Genomic DNA, 24,947 nt, shown 5'->3' on the forward strand with positions numbered 1-24,947 from the left:
GTCACAGAACGATCGTGACGGTTTTCGCCTCGGTGTTGGCCAAGATTCCTTCGTATCCGAGCTCACGGCCGAGACCACTGGCTTTGACTCCGCCCCAGGGCAATTGGGGAGCAAGTGGGGACCATCCGTTGACCGCGACGGCTCCCGCCTGCAATGCCGCCGACACGGTGTGGGCCCGCCCCAGATCGGTCGTCCAGAGCGTGGCCGCCAGGCCGTACTGATTGTCGTTGGCCAAAGCGATTGCGTCGGTATCGTCGTCGAAGGGAACGACGATGCCCACAGGCCCGAAGATCTCTTCGCGGGCGATGGTCAGATCGTTGGTGCCGGCGAACACCGTCGGACGTACGAAGTGGCCGCGGTCGTTTCCGTCTGCGTCGCCGTCGGTACCACCCGCTACCAGGCGGGCACCCTCGGACTTGCCCTTCTCGATATAGCCGAGCACGCGGTTCTTCTGCTTCGCGTTGATCAACGGGCCCATTGTCGTCGAGGCGTCGAAGGGATTGCCGAGCACCTGCGCTCCGGCGGCCGCACCGAGTCCCTCCACTACCGCGTCGTACACGGAGCGGTGCGCGAAGATACGCGTTCCCGCGGCACACACCTCGCCCGAGTTGGTGAACAGTCCCATTGCGGCACCGCCAACTGCCGATTCGAGATCGGCGTCGCCGAAGATGATCTGCGGCGATTTGCCTCCCAGCTCCAGCGTGGTGCGCTTGAAGTCCGCAGCGGAGTTCACGAGTATTCGACGGCCGACGGCGGTGGATCCGGTGAACGACACCTTGGCTACGCCGGGGTGTGTCGTGAGCGCCTCGCCGGTAATCGAACCGATACCCGGAAGAACCTGCACGACGCCTGCTGGGAATCCGGCCTCCTCGATCAAACGCGCGAGATGCAGGATCGACAACGACGCGTCCTCGGCCGGCTTGACGATCACCGTGTTACCCGTGGCCAGCGCCGGTGCCAATTTCCATCCGAGGATCATCAGTGGGGCGTTCCACGGAATGATCGTGGCGATGACCCCGACTGGTTCGCGGCGGGTGTAGGCAAACGTGGGACGGCCCATGTAGCCGTCGTTCGGCAGGGTCTCGCCGTTGATCTTGTCTGCCCATCCCGCGTAGTAGCGAAGCGAGGCAACAAGATTGGGGATGAACATCATCTTGCCGAGGAAGAACAGCCCACCCATGTCGAGCGATTCGAGGCGGGCCAGTTGCTCGGCGTCACGTTCGACCAAGTCGGCCAGCTTGTTCAACAACTGTCCTTTGTGCGATGGCGACACCGCGGCCCAGCTTCCGGTCGACGCGGACTGCGCTGCGCGGACTGCACGATCGACGTCTGCGGCGTCCGCCGAGGCGATGTCGGCGAGCTTCTCACCGGTCGCAGGATCGAAAGTCTCGAATGTACCGGCGCCGCCGCTGCTCCAGCCCCCGTCGATGAAAAGATCGGTGGTGAAATTCGATACTGCGGTCATGGCCGCCTCCTGTGCTGGTCGAAGTGAATGGTGCTCGATGACGAAAGGAAATCGATGCCGAAACCGGCATCGGTGATGCCGGCGATCACGCCGCGGGCTGCGAGGCGATCACCGCGGAGATCCACGACGCGCCGGCAAGAAGTTCTGCTTCCGAGTTCGGCGGTCCGATGACCTGAATTCCGAGCGGCAGGCCCCTGCCATCGGTCAGGCCGGGAACGGTGACAACAGGCAGTCCCCAGGCTTGCCACGCCCGGCTCAGTGCCGGATCCCCTGTCGCGGTGAGACCTTCGGGGGCAGCGCCCGGGGCCGCGGGCCCCACGATGACGTCGACGCAGTCGAAGAGACGCAGGATGTGCTCCCGCGTCTCGGCGACGGTGATGCACGCAGCGTGGTAGTCCGCGGTGGCGGTTGCTGCTCCGCGTTGCAACAGTGCCGTCAGCGGAGCGCTGAGTCGGTCGACATCAGCGAAGAGTACGCTCCGTTCGCGTGCTGCCTCGTAGGACATGACCACCGCATGGGCAGCGGTGGCGAGCGAAACGGCATCACCCGCGGGGAATGCCGACTGTCCGGCTCCATCCGCTCGAATCCCACGACCGAGACGGGCGAGAGCATCTGCCATGTCGGGCTCGACGACGCCGAGTTCGCCTGCGTCCCAGAGCAGTACCCGTGGCGGCGCAGACATACAACCCAGAACGACCTCCTGCCCGACGAATGCGGACCACGCGCATGCAAGGTCGCGTACCTGGGCGGCATAGAATCCGTGACTGTCGAGACTGGCCGCCAAGCCGGTCACGCCCTCGGTCGAATGCCGCCCCCGAGTCATGACCATCGACGCGACGCCGCAGTACGAGGCGGGTCGAGTCACCGATCCGGCGGTCTGAGAACCGAGAGCCAAGGGCACCTGCCCCGACGCCACCGCGGCTGCCGAAACACTCGACGATCCCCCCGGGGTGCGCGACGGATCGGCAGGATTGCGAGTCGGTCCGGGGGCGAAGAATGCGAACTCGGTCGAGACGGTCTTGCCCGCGGGCACGGCACCTGCAGTGCGCCATGCCTGCACTACGGCGGCATCGGCCTCGGCCGGCCCCCGCGCGGCATAGAGATCCGTTCCGCATCTCGTCGGGAGTCCCGCGACGTCGACGATGTCTTTGACTCCCAACGGAATTCCGCCCAGCAGGCCGGGCGGATCCTCGAGCTCGACCGGAGGCCCGTGCACTACCCATGCCGCAAGATCATCTTCTGTGTCGTCGATGCGGCGCTGGGACCGCCGCCATGCATCCTCTACGGTGCTGCGTCCGGCCCGTAGGTCGGCCACGAGATCGGCCAGCGACCACGGCTCGTACAGGGGAGAGCCGATGCTCATCGGTCGCCCCACACTGCGTCGGCTGTCCAATAGTCCATTCCACCGGCACTGACGAAATGTCGCCACTCCGAGACGCGCCGCAGTGATGGCTCGGCGCGCTCGGTCGCCCGATCTGCCGCATCCGGGCCATCGGCTCGGACCTGCCAATGCACCCAGTTCAGCTCGTTGCCCTCATGGTCGTGCACGAACAGGTCCACGTGTCGCCATCCGTACCCGTGAGTGTCGTTGTAGCACATCAGTGTCATGCGTTCGCGTGTGTCGTCCATACGTCGCTCTCCCGGATAGGTCCGGCTGCGCACTGCTCAGCAACCGAAGATCATGGGTCGACGCTACGAGTTGGGCGGTCGAACCGGAATGAAGAGTTCCTTGCCGACCCTGAAGATTTTCCCTACGCCGGCGGGCCCTGCTCGCCCGCAACAGCCGAGTCCCGATCGACCGTCGGGAGTACGAACCCGAACACCGAACCGCCCTCCGCGCCGGGGGTGTACCAGATGGAGCCGTGCTGCCTGGTGATGATCCGATAACTGAGTGCGAGACCGATCCCGCTGCCCGACTGCTTGGTGGTGAACGACTCCTCGAAAGGGTTGCGCTGCAGCCCTCTTCCTCGATCTGTCACGGTGAAGGCACCACCGTCCTCGCGGTTCCCGGTGGACAGGGTGATCGTGCGGTCCGGGAGCGCGCACTGGGCCATTTCGTCGATCGCGTTGAAGCACAGATTGATGATGACCTGGCCGGTGAGTACGCGTTCGCAGCGCACCCGCACCGGATCGTCGGCGAGCTCGAAGTCGATTCGGACGGAATTCTGTTCCGCGCGGAGGCGAATGAAGTAGAGACATTCGGTGACGACGGTATTGAGATCTACCGTCTGATCGATCTGTTCGAGGTGTCCGACGAACGTCCTCAGTGTGGAGACGATCGTTGCTGCCCTTTCGATTTGCCGATGAGCCGATGTGAGACCGTACTCCACGCGCGACGCGAGATGACCGTCGCCGGTCAGGATGGTCTCGACCCCCGCCAGAAAGTTGCCCGCCGCCGCGAGCGGCTGCCCCAACTCGTGTGCGATTGCCATGGCCATATCGCCCATGGCGTTGTACCGAGCCAGATAGTTCTCGCGCTGAAGTTCCAGCCCGCGCATCTCCTCGGTGCGCACGCGATCGGACACATCGTGCAGCAACATCAGATAGGCGCTGACCTCGTCCTCCTGCAGTCGCTCGACACTGCCGTCCAGCCACCGTGTTCTGCCTTCTGCGGCAAGCACTTCCAGACGGACCGAGGCCACCGGACTCGCGTCCCGTGCCAGGTCGCTCCAGGTGGATCGGCGACCGGCTACATGAAACGACGCGTACGAGGCGAGGGACCTGCCTGCCGGGGGTTCGACACTGGGATCGATACCCAGGTGTTCCATCGCGGTGTCGGTCGCGAATCCGATCGCGCCGGTCTCGTCGAGCACGAACGCGATCGTGGACGTATTCCTCGACAGTGCGTCGACGTACGTGGTGGTCAACCTCAACGCACGTTCGGTGCGCTGCTCGTTCTCAATGTCACGGAACTGCACCATCACTGCGGGGCCCTGGCGCAATTCGATCCTGGTCGCAATGGCGTCGGTCGGGATGATACGGCCGGATTTCGACCGATAGTGCCACTCGATACGACTGCTGCCGAATTCGACGGCCTCGTGCAACCACGCTCGTCCGACCACTCGGTCGTACTGCTGCGCAGAACTACTCATGTCGTTCGCCTTGAGAGGACGCATTTCGTCGAGATCGAATTCCAGCATCGCGCAGGCGGCGGGATTGGCCCACAGGATGCTTTTGGTCGCCCCGTCGTGCACGAGCACACATACCTGCGCGGCATTCATCATCTCGACGAAATCGGCCGGCACCAATTCCGGAACACGTGAGTCCATGGACATCTTCACGAGCGTATGCGCGGTGAACCGAACGATGTGCGGAAGGTTCGAATCTCACACCTGGACTGAAGAAATTACCTATACGACTGATGGACGCACCCCCTGCCGACCGCACTCTTTACCGATATTGGCCGCACGTGACTCGCATTACGGTCGAACCAACGAACAGGCCACGAGGCACGAGGCACGAGACCTTGCACAAGGAGACCGATCATGACCGTCACTCAGGACGCTCCACCCGACGCCGGAAGCACGGCCACTCTCGACGACGTGTTGGTCGAACTGGCTCAGCGGCGGACGGAGTTTCGCGACCAGCGTTTCGTCTCCCCCGACTTCGTGGCACGCCTCAAGGAAATCGGCATCTATCGGGCCGCCACCCCGAGATGCTTCGGCGGCGATCCGCAGGCCCCGGCGGACTTTCTGCGGACCATCGAGAAGATCTCCGTTGTCGACGGTTCGACCGGGTGGGTGGCGAGCTTCGGCTCTGCCTTGATCTACCTCGCCGCGTTACCGGTGGACACTCAGGCCGAGCTGTACGCCGAGGGACCGGATGTCGTGTTCGCAGGGGGCCTGTTTCCGGTACAGCCGGCGGCGACGACCGACCGGGGATTCCTGGTCGACGGGCGTTGGAAATTCGCAAGTGGTTCGATGGGTGCCGACATTCTGGGCGTCGGAATTCCCGGTGACGACTCGACCGGCGGAAAACCCCGAACGGCGTTGCTGCGCCCGAAAGACGTAAAGATCGTCCAGGAATGGGATGTCGTGGGTATGCGCGGCACCGGGTCTTTCGACCTCGTGGTGAACAAGGTCGAAGTAGCGCGTGAGTGGACCTTCATTCGCGGCGGCTCGGCGACCATCGACGAGCCTCTCTACCGCTACCCGACGATCGCCTACGCCGCACAGGTTCTCGCAGTGGTCGGTGCAGGCGTCGCCAGAAGCGCGCTCGACTACGCAGTGCAGGTCGGTGCCGGCAAGTCCGGCATCACCGGAGCCCCCAAGCTCGCAGACCGGCCCTACTACCGCATTGCCGTCGCCGAGGCGGAAGCCGCCTTGCGATCTGCGCGAGCGTACTTCTACGAGGTCACCGACGAGGTGTGGAGCGCGGTGCTGAACGGGCTCGAACCCACCGACGCTCAGAATGCTCACCTCCGTCTGGCATCGACCCACCTCGCCAAGATTTCGGCGGCGACTGCAGCGAAAGTCGTCGAAATCTCGGGCACCGGAGCCATTTACGCATCGCATCCGCTTCAGCAGTGGACCGGTGACGCACTCGTTCCTCAGCAGCACGCATTCCTGGGCCCGGCCGTTCTCGACGCCGCAGGCGCAGTACTGATGGGCCTACCGCCCACCGTCCCCGGCTTCAAATGACCCTCGAAGGACAACACATGACCACTACTCCGCTTCGCGTTCTGTTCTGTATCGGCATCAACCAGAACTTCTTCGATCTCCCCGAGTCCGGAGTGACAGCCGGAGACGTCTGGACTGCGTTCGTCGCCCTGTCCGACGGCATCAAGGGTCTCGAGGGTGTCGACTTCATCGGCGATATCGACGACGACGCCACGATGGTCGGCCCCTCGGATTCCTGGCCGTGGACGTGCTACTTGCTCGCCGATGTCGACTCCCACGACACCGTCAAGCAGGCGTGCAACTTCTTGCGGACGATCGAAGTCGGATCCAGCGACTGGAAGCTGTGGAAGTACGTGAAGATCGAGGCCCGCATCGGCCGCGCACTCACGCCCCGCACGTACTGAACCACCGCGTACTCATGCTCCGCCGAACGACGCTGCACAGCTGCGTCGTTCGGTGGCCACCACTGACAACCTCGACAACGTGAGAGCTTTGGAGATATCGATGACCGTGCACGACACCGTAGAGACAACACCGAAGTCCCCGGCGTCCGATCTGGTGATGGGCGATCGTGTCGCGGGTCGGATCTACACCGACCCGGACGTGTTCGACGAGGAGATCACCAAGATCTTCGAGAGCACCTGGATCTGGGTCGCTCACGAATCGGAGCTCCCGAAGCCGGGCAGCTTCAAATCCACTCACGTCGGCCTGCAGCCGGTCATCGTGACCAAGAACCGCAAGGGACAGATCAACACACTGCTCAACCGCTGTCGGCATCGTGGTGCCAGCATATGTGAGCAGAAGACCGGCTTCGCAAACGGTTTCACGTGTCCGTACCACGCCTGGTCCTACAGCCTCGACGGGCAGCTGCGCGGCATTCCGTACCCCGAGGGGTACGAGGGCGTCATCGAGAAGGGCGAACTCTCGCTCAGGAAACTGCGCACGGAGTCCTACGGCGGAATGGTGTTCGCCACGTTCGCCCAGGACATCGAATCCCTCGAAGACTTTCTTGGCGACGCCAAGCTGTGGATCGATCGATTCATGAAACAGGGCGGTGGCTACCCCATCAAGGTGCTGGGTACGCACCGATTCCGGTTCAACGGCAACTGGAAGATCCAGCTCGAGAACACCACGGACGGTTATCATTTCCCCATCGTTCATCGATCCTGGATGGCATCGGTCGACGCCGAGACGGCAGACATGATGTCGTTCATGACCAACCCGGAAGCCGTCACCCACGATCTCGGCAACGGTCACAGCGTCATGCAGATGGTGCCCGAGCACTCCGATCTCGATGCCGACGATGGATCCGAGCCGCTGCAGGCGCGTTTCGACGATCTCGTGGCCGAGCTGTCCGCTGCGGGTCTCGACGAGCCGGCGATCCGTAAAATCGTTCGCGCCATGCACGGCACCGGCTTCAACCTCAATCTCTTCCCGAACGTGTCGATGTCGGCTGCCTTCTTCCGTGTTCTCGAGCCGACCGCAGTCGACGCGACGACCATCGAGCATCTGGCAATCGGTCCCGACGGGCCGGCCGAGGTGGTGAATCCGGTCAACAGGGCGCGGTTACGAGTGCACGAACACTTCCAGGGTCCGTTCGGTTTCGGTACACCCGACGACGCAGAAGGATGGGATCGCGTGCAACGCGGCGCTCAGGGCGCTCCCGACATGCCCATTCTCGTCAATCGTGGTGCTGCTCGGGAGAAGCCGAGTGCCGAAGGATGGCCCACCTCGCACGTGACCGACGAAACCGGTATGCGCGCCGCCTACGCACAGTGGAAAGAGATGATGAGCCATGACTGATACCGCCGTGGAAACGCTGTCGATCGCAGACACGCGTGTGGTACGAGCCATCGAATTGATCTGGCGCGAGGCCGATCTGCTCGATCGCAAGCAATACGAGACGTGGAAGGGCCTGTATTCCGAGGACGGCCTGTACGTCGTCCCGATCGGCTCGACCGGAGACGACTTCGACAATCGTCTCAACATGATCTACGACGACGCTCGGATGCGTGACATGCGGGTGGTGCGGATGACCGAGGGGTACGCGATCGCCGCCGTCGACGCTGCGATCACCACCCGAACCGTCTCCCGTTTCGTCGTCGAATCCTGTGCGGACGACACTGTTCACCTCAGGGCCGCACAGATCGTCGTCGCGTTCAAACGTGGGAAGCACGATCTGTGGGCCGGCGACGTGGAATACCGCATCCGACTGGGAGTCGACGGCGCAGCGGACCGGATCGCTCTCAAGGTGATTCGGCTCGTCGACAGCGAGGACGCCGTTCCCGCAGCCGGATTCCTGCTGTGAACGCGCCTGTTGCTGTCGTCACCGGCGGCGCGAGCGGGCTCGGCGAGCTCATTGTGCGCAAACTTCACTCCACCGGTCACCGAGTCGCTGTCGCAGACATCGACCTGGAGTCCGCGAATTCGTTGGCAGCCGAACTCGGCTCTGCCGACTCGGTCCGCAGCTACCAGGTGGATGTCGGTGACAGGTCTGCGATCGAGCGTCTTCTGTCCGCAGTGATCATCGACTTCGGATCGGTCGAGGTATTGGTCAACAACGCCGCCAAGACACAGGCACGTCCGCTGATGGACATCACGGCCGAAGAACTGGACTCGGTCATGTCCGTCGGGTTCAAAGGCACCTTCACGGCCTGCCAGATATTCGGTGCTTACATGGCCGGCAACCGGTACGGCCGCATCGTGAACATGGCATCTTTGGCGGGACAGAACGGTGGAACGGCAACCGGTGGACATTATGCGTCGGCCAAGGGCGCGGTGATGTCTTTGACGAAAGTCTTCGCCCGAGAGTTGGCACCCTCCGGAGTGACCGTCAACGCGGTCTCACCCGGGCCCCAGGATTCCCCCATCGTGCGGAAGATCGTCGGCGAGGCCAATATCGAGTCCTACGCACAGACCATCCCCGTCGGTCGTCTCGGCGACCCGGCATTCATCGCCGAAATGGTGTCTCTGCTCGCATCGCCGACCGCAGCGTCGGTCACGGGTGCTTGTTGGGATGCCAACGGCGGAATCTACATGCGTTAGGAAGACGCCGTGTCCAGTGTCAAAGTTGTCGTAGCGCAGATCGTCGACGAAACGCCGAACATTCGTTCCCTTCGTCTCGTGCGCGACGGAGGGGGCGCACTCGGCCCCTATCAGGCCGGTGCCCACATCGACGTGACAGGTCCGACGGGCGTACTGCGGCAGTACTCCCTGTGCGGTCCCCCTGCCGAACCCGATTCGTTGCTCATCGCGGTCAAACGCGAGCTGGAGTCCCGCGGCGGATCCGAAGCGTTGCACCGGATTCGGGAAGGCGACGTCATCGAGATCAGCGAACCGCGCAACATCCTCGGGGTGGCACCGAACGCCGACGCCCATGTGCTGATCGCGGCCGGTATCGGGGTCACTCCCCTGCTGAGCATGGCGTATCAACTGCACCACAGCAGTTCCGATTTTCAGCTCCACTACTTCTCGCACAGTCGGGAGCACACCGCGTTTCTCGAGTTGCTGGAGGATCGGGCCGAATTCCGTGACAGTGTCCATCTCCACATCGGTCTCTCCCGCACACAGCAAAAGGCTGTTCTCGACGGGTTGGCCGGCTCCGTGAGCGCTTCCTCGGCCGTCTACACCTGCGGTCCGGAAGGTTTCATGGAGACTGTGGTCTCGATCTTCACACCGACGTTGGGGCCGAACAACGTTCATATCGAACACTTCGTCGCCTCCGACATCGACACCTCTGGTGACACCGGGTTCACCGTCGAAATGGATACCGGTGAGTCCTTCGAGATACCTGCCGACCGATCGATTCTCTCCGTGCTGGAGGAGAACGGCATCGAGGTGTTCAAGTCGTGCGAGGAAGGTATTTGCGGCTCGTGTGTGTCCGGCCTCCTCGAGGGCGAACCCGAGCACCGAGACAACTGCCTGTCGGCTGCAGACAAGGCCGCGGGCAACCAGATCGCGCTCTGCGTCTCGCGTGCGAAATCGAGCAAGTTGGTCATCGAGCTGTATTGATCGCAGCTGAACGGCCCACTCCCCCCGCAATGTCGGCGGGGGGAGGCCAGTCGGTATCACCCGCTTCGGCGCGAGGTCCGCACCATGCCCGGCACGCGCTACTGCTGCGCCCGCTCGTACACAGCGGTACCGCCGACTACGGTGCGCAGCACTGCCATTGCGGGTATGTCATGAGGGTCGACGGTGAGGAGATCACCCTCGATGACGGTCAGGTCGGCAACCTTGCCCACCTCGATCGATCCCTTCCAGTCCTCGGCGAAGTCCTGCCACGCCGCGTCGATCGTGTAGGTGCGGAGCGCCTGCTCCAACGAGATCGTCTGGTCCGGGCCGCTGACGGCCCGAGAGGCCTTGCTCTCGCGAAGAATCATCGTCGACAGCCCCTGTCGCCAACTGGGCATCGTGACAGGGGCATCCGAACTACTCATCAGTCGAACCCCTGAGTCCACGGCACTTCGATAGGGGAATTCGTATGCTGCCCTCTCGGTTCCGACGAACTCCGGCTCGAGATCAGCGATGGTCCATTTGATCGTCGGATTCATGTTGACGCCGATTCCTGCCTCGGCCAACCTGTCCAGCGTTTCTCGAGAAATGAAGTCGCCGTGAATCAAGTAGTGCCTCGGATCGGGTCGCGGGTGATCACGCTGTGCTGCGATCAGTGCGGCCGCCACCGTGTCGATCGCTCGGTCACCGGTGACGTGCACGCCTACCTGGTAGCCCTCGATATGGCCTCGTCGAATCATCTCGGTCACTTCTTCGACGCGGCGTTCGTCGGTTTCACCACCGACACAGAGCGATCCGCAGCCGCCACCCACATACTCCCCGTGCATCCACGACGTCTTGCTCAGCGGTATCCCATCGGCGAACACCTTGACGCCGAGCACCCGGAACATACGCGAGTCCGGGCCGGCCGGTGGTTCGATACCAGCCAGATTTTCTGCGAATTCCTCTGCCGTACCACTCATTCCGCACGGCAGCAGCAGTACGGATACGCGAATTCCGAGTTCGTCGGCGGCCGCCAGCTTCGCGTACGTGGCAAGGCCCCCACTGCCCATCGCACCTCCCGCAAGCGATTCTCCGCCGGGCCCCAGGGCGGGATCGGTGAAACTCGTGATGCCCTCGCGCTGCAGTGAGGCGATTGCCGATCGTGCGGCTTTCTCGCGTCGTGCGTCGTCGAGAAGTGGGAGGCCTGCCTGCACCAGAGTCTGCGCCCCCTCCATGAATATGCCGGTGAGCTCTCCCTCGGCGTTCCTCACCGCGCGGCCGCCCTCGGGAACGACGGTGTTCTCGTCGACACCCACGAGCCGTAGCGCAGCCGAGTTGACCCAGGACGTGTGCCGAGAGAAGTCCTGTAGGAACACCGGGTTGTGCGCAGACACCGCATCGAGATCCCAACGGGTCGGCGATCGCCCTGCTTCCCCCCGGCACTCATCGAGATATCCTTCGTCCCAGCCGGTTCCGATGATCCATTCGCCTTCGGGCGCGGCGTCGACGGCTGCCTTCACAGCTGCAACGACATCCGCGATCGACTGCACCGTCGGGTACGCCACGTCCAGGGACAACGGCGGAGTATCCAAGCCGAAGGCAATCCCGTGTAGGTGAGAGTCGTTGATCCCCGGTAGGACGGTGTTGCCCGCGAGATCGATCACCACGGTGTCGGGCCCGATGTGCGCCGCAACGTCGTCGTCGATGCCGACAGCGGTGATGACATCACCGGTGACTGCGACGAACGACGCAATACCGAAAGCGGCGTCCATCGTGATGATACGGCCGTTGATGTAGACAGAATCGGCGTCGGTCATGACATTCCTCTGTTCTTCGGTGGCCGGATCCGGCCACTGTGATCGTGTTCAGGACGTACGAGCCGCGCCTGCCGCAATCCGATTGCGCTCCAGCCGAACCGGCGCAGTCTCGGGAAGAATCCACAGGCAGGTCAGTGAGATGATGCAGGCACCGGCGAGGTAGTAGCCGATGTTCGAGGCATCACCGGTGAATGCGACGATCCGGTTCGCGATCAGGGGTGCAATGCCGCCGCCCAGCACCGCCCCGACATGGAACGCGATGCCCATCCCGGTCTGGCGTTGTTCCTTCGGAAACAGCTCGGTGAAGTACGTGTACATCGGGCCGAACAGGAACCCGGTGGCGGTGAACCCGATCATCAAACCGAGCACAACCGAGGTGACGGTGCCCCATTGGGCCATGTGGAAGATGGTGAGCACCGCCGCGATAGTGGCCAGCGCACCGCCCATCATCACCGGGCGGCGTCCGATCCGATCGGACAGCAGTGATGCAAGCACCACCGCCGCGCCGTGCAGTACCAACGCGGCGATACTGCCGTACACGATGTCGGTACGTGGGAGACCGAGCCCCTCCGGAGCTTCGGCAGTGGCGTACGACAGCATGAAGATCGCGAGCACGAAGGTCGTGGAGTTCAGCCCGACGTTGACCCCCGCCGCAAGCACGAGGCGACGCCAACTGCTCTTCACGACGGTCTTGAACGGCATCTGGGCCCGCACGGCCTCTTCCCCGCGCTCGGCCACCATCTGTCGGAACACCGGACTCTCGTGAACGCCCTTGCGAACCCACAGTCCCAACACCAGAACCAGACCGCCGAAGAGGAACGGCAGACGCCACGCCCACTCCTGCACCGTCTCTGCCGGCAACAGCAGAACCAATGCAAACGACGCGTTCGCGAGGATCGTGCCGATCGGGGACCCCAGAGCGGTGAAGACTCCGTAGCGTGCTCTTCGGTCGTCCGGGGCATGCTCGATGGCCAGCACGGCAGCGCCACCGGTCTCACCACCACGGCACAGTCCGTGAACGAGCCTGAGTAGAACCAGACAGACCGGGGCCGCGACGCCTACCTGTGCGTAGGTGGGGAGCACGCCGATGATCAGTGTGGCCGCGCCCATCCCGAGAAACGTCAACTGCAGGGCGCGGCGGCGACCGTAGGTGTCACCGACCCAGCCGAAGAGCACGGCCCCGAGCGGGGCCATCAAGAATCCGATGCCGAATGTGGCCAGACCCATGAATGTGCCGAACCATGCATTACCCGTGCGGAAGAACGTATCGGTGAACACGAGTGCTGTAGCGGTTCCGTAAATAGCGAAATCGTAGAATTCCAGTGACGTTCCGACGCCGCTGGCGAATGCAATTCTTCCCAGACTCGAACGCTTCGGCGGTGACTCGGCTTCGGTTGCAACTATCTTCTCGGACATCGGTATCGATCCTGTTCGGTTGGACGACCGCCGGACTGGAGAGTGATTCTCGCGGCGTTGTAGAGAACACTGTCGACCATCCCAAGAAGAATTTCAGCGCAACCGGGCCTGAATAAAGGTTCCCCTAGGCGGGCGACTCCACATCCCTATTGACATTTCGACCTCGATGCATCAGGGCTTCAACAACACCGACGAGCTGGGGAACGCTTCGGCGAAATGGTTCGGTAGCGGTGCCACGAACACGTTTTCGGTGCGAGTTCTGGAAATGAGCCACCGGCCTTCGACCTTACGAAAGGCGTTGTTGAGGCGGCTCGAACGCAACAGGCTCCTACCGTCGGAGAACAGCCAGGGCTGCATGTGAATCCACTGGCCTTCGGCCGTATCGCCGTCGACGTGTATCTGTTCCGAGGTGAGGTAGTGGGCGTTGAGCAACAACGCAGGATCGGTCTTTTCACCCCAGAAGCGGTTGAAGTGCGCCCGAATGGCATCCTTGCCTTCGGCGCGGCCGAATTGGCCGTCGTAGTACTCGCCCACGCCTTCCCAGACCGCGTCCTCGGTGTACAGGTCCAGCACCAGCTCGATTCGGCGAGCGTCGTCGTCCACGCCGAATTCGGGACACGGAGTGTCGCACAGGAACATGTAGCGAGCTTGGATGCGTCGAATGTCCGCCTCGGACTCGAGCACCTCGAGTCGGGCGGTGAGTTGAGCAATGGTTGTGTCGGTCATTCGATCTCCTCGGTAAACACCACGATCACGGACGGGTACGACTCGACGCTATGTCGACTCCGAAATCGGCGATATACGCAAATCCTTCAGCGTTGTCGGGCTCGTCCGTCACCCCCTGCGCTCCACCGCCTTTCGACCGCACACGAGAACGGCCGCCCTCGCATCCATCGGAGCGAGGGCGGCCGTAGTTACGCCGCGGTGTCAGCCGGCGATCATGCCGTGCGGGTCGATGACGAATTTCTGTGCGACTCCGCTGTCGAATTCACGGTAGCCGCGCGGTGCGTCGTCGAGTGTGATGACCGTTGCGTTCACCGCTTTCGCAATCGAGACTCGTTCTTTGAGAATGGCATTCATCAGTTCTCGGTGATAGCTCATCACCGGGCACTGTCCGGTGGCGAACGAGAGCGACTTCGCCCAACCGGTGCCGAGGCTGAGCGAGAGAGCGCCGCGTTGTGCGGCCTCGTCCACGCCGCCCGGATCGCCGGTGACGTAGAGCCCGGGAATTCCGATGCCACCGCCCGCGGTGGTGATGTCCATCAGCGAATTGAGCACCGTGGCCGGTGCTTCGTGGGACGAGTCTCCGCCGTGTCCGCGAGCCTCGAATCCCACCGCGTCCACCGCAGCGTCGACCTCCGGGACACCGAGGATCTGTTCGATCTGATCTTGCGGCGCGCCCTTGCCCACGTCGACGGTCTCGCAGCCGAACGTTCGTGCCTGCGCCAGCCTGTCGGCGTTCATGTCGCCGACGATCACCACCGACGCGCCCAGCAATTGTGCGCCGACCGCGGCCGCCAGACCGACCGGGCCCGCACCCGCGATGTACACCGTCGCACCGGGTTTCACTCCCGCGGTGACCGCGCCGTGATATCCGGTCGGGAAGATGTCGGAGAGCATGGTCAAGTCCAGGATCTTCTCCATCGCCTGATCGCGGTCGGGGAACTTCAGCAGATTGAAGTCCGCGTACGGTGCCATGACGTACTCGGCCTGGCCGCCCACCCATCCGCCCATGTCCACGTAACCGAACGCAGAACCGGGTCGATCCGGGTTGACGTTGAGGCAGATGCCGGTCTTGCGCTCCTTGCAGTTTCGGCACCGTCCGCAGGCGATGTTGAACGGTACCGAGCAGATGTCGCCGACCTTCAAGAATTCGACGTCTCGTCCGACCTCGACGATCTCGCCGGTGATCTCGTGGCCCAACACCAGACCCTCGGGTGCCGTCGTGCGTCCACGGACCATGTGCTGGTCGCTGCCGCAGATGTTGGTCGAGACGACCTTCAGGATCACGCCGTGTTCGCATTTGCGGCCGACATTGGCCGGATTCACGCCGGGGCCATCGGTCAATTCCAGGCCCGGAAAAGCGATGTCCTGAACCTCTACCTTTCCTGGTCCGGCGTACGTCACTGCTCTGTTGTCTGCCACGATTTCTCCTGTTCGACGGTGTCCGGCTGCGTTCGACAGACCGAGATCGCCTGCGCGACAGCTATTTTCATCTCATCGAGACGATCAATGCGCAGTGATGTGGCCTGCATCACACCATAGTATGCGCACCTACGAATACACGGTGCGTCGCCCGCCGCACGAAGCAATCCGGGGACCGATCTCACTCCCCGGAGCTATCGTCGACCGGTGCCCACCGACGACGATCACAACGAGACCATCACCATCGGACGTTCGCCCGGGGTGGAGGTGGAGGTACTCCCCTACGGCGCGACCCTGCAACGAATGTCGGTGACCGGAGGAGACGGCGAGCGCCGCGACGTTCTCGTCGGCGTGGCGGGCGAGCGTGAGCTTCGTTCGTCCACCGCCTATTTCGGCTCTACCGTCGGCCGGTACGCGAACCGGATCAAAGACGGCCGGTTCGAGATCGACGGGCAAGCGGTGCAACTGACGATCAACGACGGCACCAACCACCTGCACGGCGGAACCGACGGCTTCGACTCACGACCCTGGACGGTGATCGGGCGATCACCGGATTCGGTCGAGTTCGAGTTGATCAGCCCCGACGGTGATCAGGGCTACCCGGGTGAAGTCCGTGCGCGGGCCCATTTCTCCGTCACGACCGATCGCGTGCGGTTGGAGTCGACGGCGACGACCACCGCGCCGACGGTGGTGAACTTGACCTCGCACGCTTATTTCGATCTCTACGGACACGGCATCGACGATCACACCCTGCAGGTGTTCGCCTCGACGTACACCCCGGTCGACACCGAGGGAATCCCGACCGGTGCCGTCGATTCCGTCGACGGCACCGCGCTGGATCTGCGCAGGCCCGGACGGGTCGGAGACCTGGCCCGAGCCACTCATCCGCAGCTGCGGACCGCCCGCGGTGTCGACCACAACTTCGTCGTCGACGGTACGGGGCTTCGGCGTGCGGCGATCCTTAGCTCCGAGCGCAGTCGAACGACACTAGAACTGTGGACCGATCAGCCCGGAGTGCAGGTCTACACAGGCAACTTCCTGGACGGCAGCGACGTGTCTCGACGCGGCTCGATGCTGCGCCAAGGCGACGGCATCGCGCTCGAACCCCAGCTGTTCCCTGATTCACCGAATCACCCGAACTTTCCCTCTGCGGTGCTGCGACCGGGCCAGACGTACCGGTCCGTGATCGAGTGGAGATTTTCTGCACTTCGCGCTTGAGTGAGCGCTCACAAAATTTTGGAAATTAAACGTTTCAAGTCTTGACGCGGCCCGATGTTAACGCTCACACTGTGTTGCACACGTCACAGTGGAGTGGCGACATTGAGGAGATCACCATGGCGTCGAAGACAATTTTTGCGGCGAGCGCGCTCATTCTGAGTGGTGCGATCGTCCTGAGTGCGTGCAGTAGCGGAGGCGGCGGCGACGCGTCCGGCGGCGGTGACGGCGCAACGGTATTGGGCTTTTCCCAGGTCGGTGCCGAGAGCGGATGGCGCACGGCCAACACCACCTCCATCCAGGACGCAGCCAGCGCAGCCGGCATGGAGTTGAAGTTCTCCGACGCGCAGCAGAAGCAGGAAAACCAGATCAAGGCGATTCGCACCTACATCCAGCAGAAGGTCGACGTCATCGCTTTCAGCCCCGTCGTCGAGACGGGATGGGAGCCGGTCCTCCAGGAAGCCAAGCGCGCGAACATCCCGGTGATCCTCACCGACCGCTCCGTCGACACCACCGACGATTCGCTGTATGCCACGTTCCTCGGCTCCGATTTCGTCGAGGAGGGCAAGAAGGCAGGCGATTGGCTGGTGCAGAACAGCGCCACTGCGGACACCACCGGCGACGGCAAGATCAACGTGGTCGAGCTGCAGGGAACCACCGGAGCCGCTCCCGCCATCGACCGGGCCGAGGGATTCCGCGACGCCATCGGCGGCCAGTCGAACATCGCGATCACCGCGTCACAGACCGGCGATTTCACCCGTGACGGCGGCAAGCAGGTGATGGAGTCGTTCCTCAACTCCAATCGAGGCCAGATCGACGTCGTCTTCGCCCAGAACGACGACATGGGCCTGGGCGCAATCCAAGCCATCGAAGCAGCCGGGCTGGTACCCGGAAAAGACATCAAGATCATCACCGTCGACGCCGTCAAGGACGGAATGCAAGCACTGGCGGACAAGAAGATCGACTTCATCGTCGAGTGCAACCCACTTCTCGGACCGCAGCTGATGGAGCTCACGGACAAGGTCGTCAAGGGCGAGGACGTTCCCAAGAGGGTCGTCACCGAGGAGACCACCTTCACGCCCGACCAGGCGGCAGCAGTACTCGCCGACCGCCAGTACTGAAAGTCGACGCATGCATACCGACACCGTTCCCACCGCGGAGCCGATCACCAGCACAGAGCCGACTCCGCTCGTGGAGATGAAAGACATCTCGATCACCTTCGGTGCCGTCCGAGCCCTCGACGGGGTGTCGTTGCGGCTCTTCCCCGGCGAGGTGCATTCGCTGATGGGTGAGAACGGTGCCGGTAAATCGACGTTGATCAAGGCACTGACCGGGGTCTACTCGATCGACAGCGGAACGGTCACGATCGACGGAACCGAACACGAGTTCGCGACGCCGAGCGCGGCCCAGGCTGCAGGTATCAGCACCGTCTACCAGGAAGTGAACCTACTTCCGAATCTGACTGTCGCAGAGAACATGCTCCTGGGCCGCGAGCCCCGACGCCTACCCGGAAAACTGTTGGGGGCCATCGGCGGTATCGACACGCGAGCGATGAACCACCGTGCCAGAACGACTCTCGACCGGCTGGGCCTCGACATCGAGCCGTCGTCGGTCCTCGGGGACCATCCGATCGCCGTGCAACAGCTCGTCGCCATCGCCCGCGCAGTCGATGTCGACGCCCGCGTCCTCATCCTGGACGAGCCGACCTCGAGCCTGGACAAGGACGAGGTCGAAACCCTGTACTCCGTCATCGAACGGCTGAGGGAAGACGGAACCTCGATCGTCTTCGTGTCGCACTTCCTCGACCAGATCTATCGGATCTCCGATCGAATGACGATCCTGCGCAACGGAAAGCTCGTCTCCGAGCGCCTGGTCGCCGACACTCCGCAGTTCGAGTTGGTCGAGTTGATGATCGGTCGGGAACTGGACACCTTGCGCGAACTCGACAGCCGCGAGCCGGTGACGGTTTCCGACGAACAGACGCCCGTGGTGGAAGTGTTGGGCATCGGACGCAAGGGCGCACTGGAAGCAACTGATCTGCGTCTTCATGCGGGACAGGTCGTCGGCATCGCCGGTCTGCTCGGGTCCGGCCGTACCGAGCTTGCTCGCCTGCTCGGTGGAGCCGATCGATCGGACTCGGGATCGATCGAAGTGCATGCGACCAAGCACCGCATTCGCAGTCCACGCCAGGCCGCCGATCAGCGCATCGCCCTCACCAGCGAGGATCGCAAGGCCGACGGCGTGGTGGCCGATCTGACGGTGGCCGACAACATGCTGCTCGCTCTGCAGGCCAAGCGTGGATGGCTTCGTCCCATCCCCCGTGCCACCCGCACCAAGCTCGTCAAGGAGTACATCTCTGCACTCGACATCAGGCCCGCCGATCCGAACGCGTTGATGCGCAACCTGTCCGGCGGCAACCAACAGAAGGTGCTCCTCGCCCGCTGGCTCATCACCGAACCCGAACTTCTGATTCTGGACGAACCGACACGCGGAATCGACATCGGTGCCAAAGCGCAGATCCAAACCCTGGTGGCCGACCTGGCCGCGCGCGGAATGTCGGTGGTGTTCATCTCCGCCGAGCTCGAAGAGATCCTGCGCCTCAGTGACCGCATCGTGGTCATGCGAGATCACCGCAAGATCGACGAACGTATCAACGACGGTGTGTCGGTCGGCGACGTGCTCGCCACCATCGCAGCCGGGGTGCGCACCGACGAACCCGTCGCGGCCGCCACTTCGACCACCGACAGGAATGTCGCATCATGACCGAAACCCTCGAACCATCGGCCGGCGCGCCCGCTCGCGCACGTGCCGCCCTCGCCCAGCCGGTCGTCTGGCCGCTGCTGGCTCTGATAGCTTTGATCGTCGTCAATGTCGTTGTGACACCGGACTTCCTCGACATTCGAATCGAGAACGGTGGCCTGTTCGGAAATATCGTCGATATCGCACGCAACTCCGCGCCGCTCATTCTGGTGGCCGTCGGCATGACGCTGGTGGTGGCAACCCGCGGCATCGACCTCTCCGTGGGCGCAGTGGCAGTCATCGCTGCCGCCGTTGCGTGTACTCGCATCGTCGCGGCACCGGACGAGGGTGCCACCACGACGATGATCATGGCTGTCGTCTGGGCACTGGGAGTATGTCTGCTGCTGGGTCTGTGGAACGGCCTTCTGGTGTCGGTCTTCGGGATTCAACCCATCATCGCGACGCTCATTCTGATGGTCGCCGGACGTGGCCTGGCCATGTTGATCACCGACGGAAACATCACGACAGTCAACAACCCGGCCTTCAGCACGCTCGCGTCGGGCACGCTTCTCGGACTTCCACTGGCACTGATCATCGCCCTCGTGGTCGTGGCAGCAACCGCACTGTTGACCCGGCGGACCGCACTGGGGATGCTCGTCGAAGCCGTCGGAATCAACCCGGAGGCAAGCAGATTGGCAGGCGTCCAGTCGCGGACGATCGTCTGGACGGTCTACGTGTTCGCCGCGGTGTGCTCGGGAATGGCAGGTCTGATCATCGCTGCGAACACCAACTCGGTGAACGCGAACAGTCTGGGCCAGTGGATCGAGCTCGACGCGATCCTCGCTGTCGTCATCGGCGGTACTGCTCTGACCGGTGGTCGATTCTCCATCGCCGGCACCGTCGTCGGTGCCCTGCTCATCGGCACGCTCACGCGCACCATCACCAATGTCGGTATCCCCTCCGAGGCCAACTACCTGTTCAAAGCGGTCGTCATCATCGTGGTCTGCCTGTTGCAATCACCACGAGCCCGCGCATCACTGCGGACGTGGTTCCGCACCGACTCCACCAAGGCGGTACGACCGTGAGCGACCTCATGACTGCTCCCCCCACGACCACCGCGGCAGCACCGAGCACCGCGCCCTCGACCTGGGACCGCGTGAAGCGGTACTCCCCACCGTCTCGGTTTCTGCCGGTCATCGCCACGTTCGCGCTGTTCGTCGGTCTGTTCGGACTCGGCGAATTCCGCTACAGCGGCTTCGCCGATCCACAGGTGTTCCTGTCACTGCTGATCGACAACTCGTTCCTCATCGTCCTCGCGGTAGGGATGACCTTCGTCATCCTCACCGGCGGAATCGATCTCTCCGTCGGGTCCGTCGTCGCACTGTCGACGATGATCGCAGCGCGCACACTGCAATTGGGCTGGCCACCGCTGCTGGTCATGGCCGTGGTGTTGCTGTGCGGTGCCGTGCTCGGCACCGTCATGGGTGCCCTCATCCACTATCTGCAGATTCAGCCGTTCGTCGCCACACTCGCGGGGATGTTCCTCGCCCGGGGCCTGTGCTACATGATCGGTGTCGAGTCGATCCCGATCACCGACGACACGTTCTCCTCGATCGCATTCGCCGTCATCGAACTACCCGGCGGCTACACCATCACCTGGAGCGTGGTGATCGCGCTGGTCACGGTGGCGATTGCTGCATACGTGTTGGCCTGCACTCGTTTCGGACGTTCGGTCTACGGCATCGGTGGCAACGAAGCGTCCGCGCTGCTGATGGGGCTCAAGGTGGCGGCCGTGAAAGTCGGCGTCTACACGATCAGCGGATTCTGCGCAGCGCTCGCCGGCCTACTGTTCTCCTTCTACGCACTGTCGGGCTACAGCCTCAACGCCGTCGGCATGGAGCTCGACGCTATCGCCGCGGTGGTGATCGGCGGAACGCTGCTCACCGGCGGGCGCGGGTACGTCCTCGGATCGCTGGTGGGAGTCCTGATCCTCGGTGCCATACAGACTTTCATCGCCTTCGACGGAACCCTGAGCTCGTGGTGGACGCGAATCACGATCGGAGTGCTGCTCCTGGTGTTCGTTCTCGCCCAACGTCTGCTGACGGCGAGAAAGAGGTGACCAACACAGGGATCGACGGTAAGGCACCCGTCATGACCGACGTCGCCCGATTGGCCGGGGTATCCCATCAGACGGTCTCGCGGGTCATCAACGGCCAGAACAACTTACGCCCCGAAACCCGCGACCGGGTACAGAATGCCATCGATCAACTGGGCTATCGTCCCAATCGTGCCGCCAGGGCGTTGGTCACCAAACGGTCCGCGTCGATCGGAATCATCGGCTCCAAAGGCGGGTTCTGGGGGCCGAGCACCACGCATCGCACCGTGCAGAGCGCGGCACGTGATGCCGGATTCTCCGTCAGCGCAGTCAGTCTCGCAACGCTGACACACGACGAACTCGTCGGCGCACTGCATCACCTGCACGACCAGGGCGTCGAGGGCATCGTGTTGATCGCCGCCACCGACGACGCTGTGGCAGCGGCTCGTTCCGAGGAGTCCGTGGTACCCGTCGTGGTCGTCGAAGGTGACCCCACCACCTCGACCTGGACCGTGGGCATCGATCAGGTCGGCGGCGCTCGATTGGCCACCCGACACCTGATCGAGGCAGGCCACGAACGCATCGTGCATCTGTCCGGACCGCAGGGATGGACCGAATCCCGCGGCCGTGAACAAGGGTGGCAGGATGCGCTCGACGAGGCCGGGCTGGCGTGGACACCGGTCCTGCGCGGCGACTGGTCCGCACGCAGCGGCTACGAGAACGGGCTCCGCCTCGCCGAGGACCACACCGTCACGGCCGCATTCTGTGCCAACGACCAGATGGCCCTCGGCTTGCTGCGCGCCTTCCACGAGAGCGGCCGCCGTGTGCCCGAGGACTTCGCCGTCGTCGGATTCGACGACATCCCCGAGGCTGCTTTCCTGATTCCACCACTGACGACGGTCCGCCAGGACTTCACCGAAGTCGGCAGACGCGCGATCGACGTCCTGCGCGCGGCACTGGACAACACTGCCGCGCCCGAGGCGTCCATCGATCCTGAACTCGTCGTTCGATCGTCCAGCACCACTGCACCGAAACCGACCACAACCGTTGCACCGCAACAAGGAGAATCGCATGTCCAATGACCGCTACACGGTAGGAGTGGACTACGGCACTCTCTCCGGCCGTGCCGTAGTCGTCCGTGTGTCCGATGGTGCCGAAATTGCATCTGCCGTACACGAATACAGTCACGCCGTACTCGAGGAAACCCTGCCCGGCAGTACCGTCCGACTACCCGACGCGTGGGCTCTGCAGGTGCCGGACGACTATCTCGACGTCCTACGCCGCGCCGTCCCCGCTGCGATGGCCGCCGCGGGCATCGAGCCGGAGCAGGTGGTGGGCATCGGGACCGACTTCACCGCATGCACCATGGTGCCGACCTACGCGGACGGCACGCCGCTCAGCGAAGACCCGCGGTTCGTCGATCGCCCACACGCATACGTCAAACTGTGGAAACACCATGCGGCGCAGGGACAGGCCGACCGGATCAACGAACTGGCCGCCCGTCGCGGAGAGAGCTGGCTCCCCCGCTACGGCGGCTTGATCTCCTCGGAATGGGAATTCGCCAAGGCGCTGCAGATTCACGAGGAGGACGCCGAGATCTACGAGGCCATGGACCGGTGGGTCGAGGCGGCCGACTGGATCGTCTGGCAACTGTGCGGAAATTACGTGCGTAATGCCTGCACCGCGGGATACAAGGGCATCTATCAGGACGGCAAGTATCCTTCCGTCGATTTCCTCACCGAGCTCGCGTCCGGGTTCGGTGGGTTCGTGGCAGAGAAACTCGACCAACCGCTGGGCGAGTTGGGCTCGCGTGCAGGCACGTTGACCGCCGAGGCCGCGGCATGGACGGGATTGCCCGAGGGGATAGCCGTCGCGGTCGGCAACGTGGATGCGCACGTCACGGCCCCGGCTGCGGGTGCCGTCGAATCGGGCCGCATGGTCGCCATCATGGGAACATCCACCTGCCACGTCATGAGTTCGACCGTGTTGAACGACGTTCCGGGTATGTGCGGCGTCGTCGACGGCGGCATCGTCGCTGGGTCGTACGGGTACGAGGCCGGCCAGAGTGGGGTCGGCGACATCTTCGGGTGGTTCACCCGCACCGGAGTTCCCGCGTCCTACAGTGAAGCGGCAACTGCCGCAGGCGAGTCCGTGCACGAATACCTGACGCGGCTCGCGTCGGCCCAAGAGGTGGGCGAGCACGGTCTGGTCGCGCTCGACTGGCACAGCGGCAATCGGTCGATCCTGGTCGATCACGAACTGTCCGGCCTGGTCATCGGATCGACGCTTGCGACGCGGCCCGAGGACACCTACCGCGCACTGCTCGAGGCAACGGCATTCGGCACCCGCGTCATCGTCGAGACGTTCCGCGACAGCGGCGTTCCCGTCGAAGAATTCGTCGTGGCGGGAGGTCTGGCCCGCAACCCACTGCTGATGCAGATCTACGCCGACGTGCTACGTATGCCGTTGTCCGTCATCGCGTCCGCACAGGGCCCCGCCTTGGGCTCCGCCATCCACGCGGCAGTGGCCGCAGGCTGCTACCCGGACGTGCCGGTGGCGTCGAAGTCGATGGGCAAGGTCCGCCGCGGTGCATTCGTTCCGGACGAGTCCCGCTCGGAGGCATACGACTCGCTGTACGAGATCTACCTGGAACTGCACGATCGCTTCGGTCGGGACGTACCGACCATGCGCCGGCTGCGATCACTGCGTCGCGCAGCCCTGACGAGGAAGCTGGAAGCGAAATGACAGTTGTCGACGATGTTCGCGAGGTCGTCGAGGAGATTCGCAAGGACGTGTGCGCACTGCATGCGGAACTGGTGCGCTACGGTTTGGTCGTGTGGACGGCGGGCAACGTGTCCGCGCGCGTTCCCGGTCGAGACCTCATGGTCATCAAGCCGAGCGGCGTCTCCTACGACGACCTGACACCGGGCAACATGGTGGTGTGCGATCTGCACGGTCGAGTGGTCGAAGGAGACCACGCGCCGTCCTCGGACACCGAGGCGCAGGCATACGTCTATCGGCACCTCGACCATATCAACGGTGTGGTGCACACTCATTCGCCCTACGCGGTGGCGTGGGCCGCACGAGGAGAACCCATTCCGGTCGTGACCACGATGTGCGCCGACGAATTCGGCGGCGACATTCCGGTGGGTCCGTTCGCCGTGATCGGCGACGACTCGATCGGGCGCGGCATCGTCGACACCCTCGCAGGCAGCCGCTCTCCGGCAATACTCATGCAGAACCACGGCGTCTTCGCCGTTGGCCCGTCGGCCCGATCTGCGGTGAAAGCGGCGGTCATGTGCGAGGACGTGGCCCGATCGGTGCACCTGTCATATCAACTGGGACAACCACTTCCCATCCCCCGCGCGTCGGTCGACGCACTCTACGACCGCTACCAGAACGTCTACGGCCAGCGCTGATCAGCGCCACATTTTTCCACGGAA

General features: G+C 63.5%; 22 protein-coding genes. 14 read left to right on the forward strand and 8 right to left on the reverse strand.

What is annotated here, in order from left to right; translation table 11 throughout:
- Position 1 precedes the first annotated feature (1 nt).
- The 4 genes from JLZ96_RS05875 to JLZ96_RS05890 all read right to left on the reverse strand — a co-directional run bounded on the left by JLZ96_RS05875 (position 2) and on the right by JLZ96_RS05890 (position 4,740).
- The gene (locus JLZ96_RS05875; protein WP_201009638.1) at positions 2-1,465 is read right to left on the reverse strand and encodes an aldehyde dehydrogenase family protein; all 1,464 of its coding nucleotides are present in this window, start codon (positions 1,463-1,465) and stop codon (positions 2-4) included.
- 85 nt (positions 1,466-1,550) lie between these two features.
- Complete coding sequence (locus JLZ96_RS05880; protein ID WP_201009639.1) at positions 1,551-2,828, reverse strand: amidase; 1,278 nt, start codon at positions 2,826-2,828, stop codon at positions 1,551-1,553.
- On the reverse strand, positions 2,825-3,094 hold the full coding sequence (locus JLZ96_RS05885; protein WP_201009640.1) for a hypothetical protein: 270 nt from the start codon (positions 3,092-3,094) through the stop codon (positions 2,825-2,827). Before JLZ96_RS05885 ends, JLZ96_RS05880 begins: the two co-directional genes overlap by 4 nt.
- Before the next feature lie 122 nt (positions 3,095-3,216).
- The gene (locus JLZ96_RS05890) at positions 3,217-4,740 is read right to left on the reverse strand and encodes a PAS domain-containing sensor histidine kinase (RefSeq protein WP_201009641.1); all 1,524 of its coding nucleotides are present in this window, start codon (positions 4,738-4,740) and stop codon (positions 3,217-3,219) included.
- Positions 4,741-4,950: 210 nt separating this feature from the next.
- Between JLZ96_RS05890 and JLZ96_RS05895 the strand changes: the two genes are divergently transcribed.
- The 6 genes from JLZ96_RS05895 to JLZ96_RS05920 all read left to right on the forward strand — a co-directional run bounded on the left by JLZ96_RS05895 (position 4,951) and on the right by JLZ96_RS05920 (position 10,095).
- Entirely contained in the window at positions 4,951-6,105 is a 1,155-nt protein-coding gene (locus tag JLZ96_RS05895) for an acyl-CoA dehydrogenase (RefSeq protein ID WP_094718579.1), read from the forward strand.
- A 17-nt stretch (positions 6,106-6,122) separates the two neighbouring features.
- Complete coding sequence (locus tag JLZ96_RS05900) at positions 6,123-6,488, forward strand: hypothetical protein (RefSeq protein ID WP_032385555.1); 366 nt, start codon at positions 6,123-6,125, stop codon at positions 6,486-6,488.
- 100 nt (positions 6,489-6,588) lie between these two features.
- Positions 6,589-7,887 (forward strand): Rieske 2Fe-2S domain-containing protein, encoded by a 1,299-nt coding sequence (locus JLZ96_RS05905; protein ID WP_201009642.1) that lies wholly within the window; start codon positions 6,589-6,591, stop codon positions 7,885-7,887.
- Positions 7,880-8,392 (forward strand): aromatic-ring-hydroxylating dioxygenase subunit beta, encoded by a 513-nt coding sequence (locus JLZ96_RS05910; RefSeq protein WP_032385556.1) that lies wholly within the window; start codon positions 7,880-7,882, stop codon positions 8,390-8,392. Before JLZ96_RS05905 ends, JLZ96_RS05910 begins: the two co-directional genes overlap by 8 nt.
- On the forward strand, positions 8,389-9,129 hold the full coding sequence (locus JLZ96_RS05915) for an SDR family NAD(P)-dependent oxidoreductase (protein ID WP_094718580.1): 741 nt from the start codon (positions 8,389-8,391) through the stop codon (positions 9,127-9,129). Before JLZ96_RS05910 ends, JLZ96_RS05915 begins: the two co-directional genes overlap by 4 nt.
- A gap of 9 nt (positions 9,130-9,138) precedes the next feature.
- Entirely contained in the window at positions 9,139-10,095 is a 957-nt protein-coding gene (locus JLZ96_RS05920; protein WP_201009643.1) for a PDR/VanB family oxidoreductase, read from the forward strand.
- Between the two features lie 98 nt (positions 10,096-10,193).
- Here JLZ96_RS05920 and JLZ96_RS05925 read toward each other — a convergent pair whose 3' ends face one another.
- The 4 genes from JLZ96_RS05925 to fdhA all read right to left on the reverse strand — a co-directional run bounded on the left by JLZ96_RS05925 (position 10,194) and on the right by fdhA (position 15,455).
- The gene (locus JLZ96_RS05925) at positions 10,194-11,894 is read right to left on the reverse strand and encodes an amidohydrolase (RefSeq protein ID WP_201009644.1); all 1,701 of its coding nucleotides are present in this window, start codon (positions 11,892-11,894) and stop codon (positions 10,194-10,196) included.
- 48 nt (positions 11,895-11,942) lie between these two features.
- On the reverse strand, positions 11,943-13,310 hold the full coding sequence (locus JLZ96_RS05930; protein ID WP_094693349.1) for an MFS transporter: 1,368 nt from the start codon (positions 13,308-13,310) through the stop codon (positions 11,943-11,945).
- A 171-nt stretch (positions 13,311-13,481) separates the two neighbouring features.
- Positions 13,482-14,036 (reverse strand): nuclear transport factor 2 family protein, encoded by a 555-nt coding sequence (locus JLZ96_RS05935; RefSeq protein WP_032385561.1) that lies wholly within the window; start codon positions 14,034-14,036, stop codon positions 13,482-13,484.
- 201 nt (positions 14,037-14,237) lie between these two features.
- The gene (gene fdhA, locus JLZ96_RS05940) at positions 14,238-15,455 is read right to left on the reverse strand and encodes a formaldehyde dehydrogenase, glutathione-independent (protein WP_032385562.1); all 1,218 of its coding nucleotides are present in this window, start codon (positions 15,453-15,455) and stop codon (positions 14,238-14,240) included.
- A 207-nt stretch (positions 15,456-15,662) separates the two neighbouring features.
- Here fdhA and JLZ96_RS05945 point away from each other — a divergent pair, with 207 nt between their 5' ends.
- The 8 genes from JLZ96_RS05945 (at position 15,663) to JLZ96_RS05980 (ending at position 24,923) form a co-directional block, all read left to right on the forward strand.
- Entirely contained in the window at positions 15,663-16,673 is a 1,011-nt protein-coding gene (locus tag JLZ96_RS05945) for an aldose epimerase family protein (RefSeq protein WP_201009645.1), read from the forward strand.
- Positions 16,674-16,789: 116 nt separating this feature from the next.
- Positions 16,790-17,791: an ABC transporter substrate-binding protein gene (locus JLZ96_RS05950; protein WP_032368885.1), complete on the forward strand. Its 1,002-nt coding sequence runs from the start codon at positions 16,790-16,792 to the stop codon at positions 17,789-17,791.
- 10 nt (positions 17,792-17,801) lie between these two features.
- Positions 17,802-19,433 (forward strand): sugar ABC transporter ATP-binding protein, encoded by a 1,632-nt coding sequence (locus JLZ96_RS05955; protein ID WP_236253844.1) that lies wholly within the window; start codon positions 17,802-17,804, stop codon positions 19,431-19,433.
- On the forward strand, positions 19,430-20,494 hold the full coding sequence (locus JLZ96_RS05960) for an ABC transporter permease (protein ID WP_080730100.1): 1,065 nt from the start codon (positions 19,430-19,432) through the stop codon (positions 20,492-20,494). Before JLZ96_RS05955 ends, JLZ96_RS05960 begins: the two co-directional genes overlap by 4 nt.
- A gap of 8 nt (positions 20,495-20,502) precedes the next feature.
- The gene (yjfF, locus tag JLZ96_RS05965) at positions 20,503-21,528 is read left to right on the forward strand and encodes a galactofuranose ABC transporter, permease protein YjfF (protein ID WP_080729065.1); all 1,026 of its coding nucleotides are present in this window, start codon (positions 20,503-20,505) and stop codon (positions 21,526-21,528) included.
- The gene (locus JLZ96_RS05970; protein WP_230591075.1) at positions 21,525-22,586 is read left to right on the forward strand and encodes a LacI family DNA-binding transcriptional regulator; all 1,062 of its coding nucleotides are present in this window, start codon (positions 21,525-21,527) and stop codon (positions 22,584-22,586) included. The genes yjfF and JLZ96_RS05970 overlap by 4 nt, the downstream gene beginning before the upstream one ends.
- The gene (gene araB / locus JLZ96_RS05975; protein ID WP_201009646.1) at positions 22,576-24,249 is read left to right on the forward strand and encodes a ribulokinase; all 1,674 of its coding nucleotides are present in this window, start codon (positions 22,576-22,578) and stop codon (positions 24,247-24,249) included. The genes JLZ96_RS05970 and araB overlap by 11 nt, the downstream gene beginning before the upstream one ends.
- A complete protein-coding gene (locus tag JLZ96_RS05980) occupies positions 24,246-24,923 on the forward strand; it encodes an L-ribulose-5-phosphate 4-epimerase (RefSeq protein ID WP_032393258.1) in 678 nt (225 codons plus the stop codon). Before araB ends, JLZ96_RS05980 begins: the two co-directional genes overlap by 4 nt.
- Positions 24,924-24,947 lie beyond the last annotated feature (24 nt).

The sequence above is a fragment of the Rhodococcus sp. NKCM2511 genome (assembly GCF_014905595.1).
Lineage (GTDB): Bacteria > Actinomycetota > Actinomycetes > Mycobacteriales > Mycobacteriaceae > Rhodococcoides > Rhodococcoides fascians.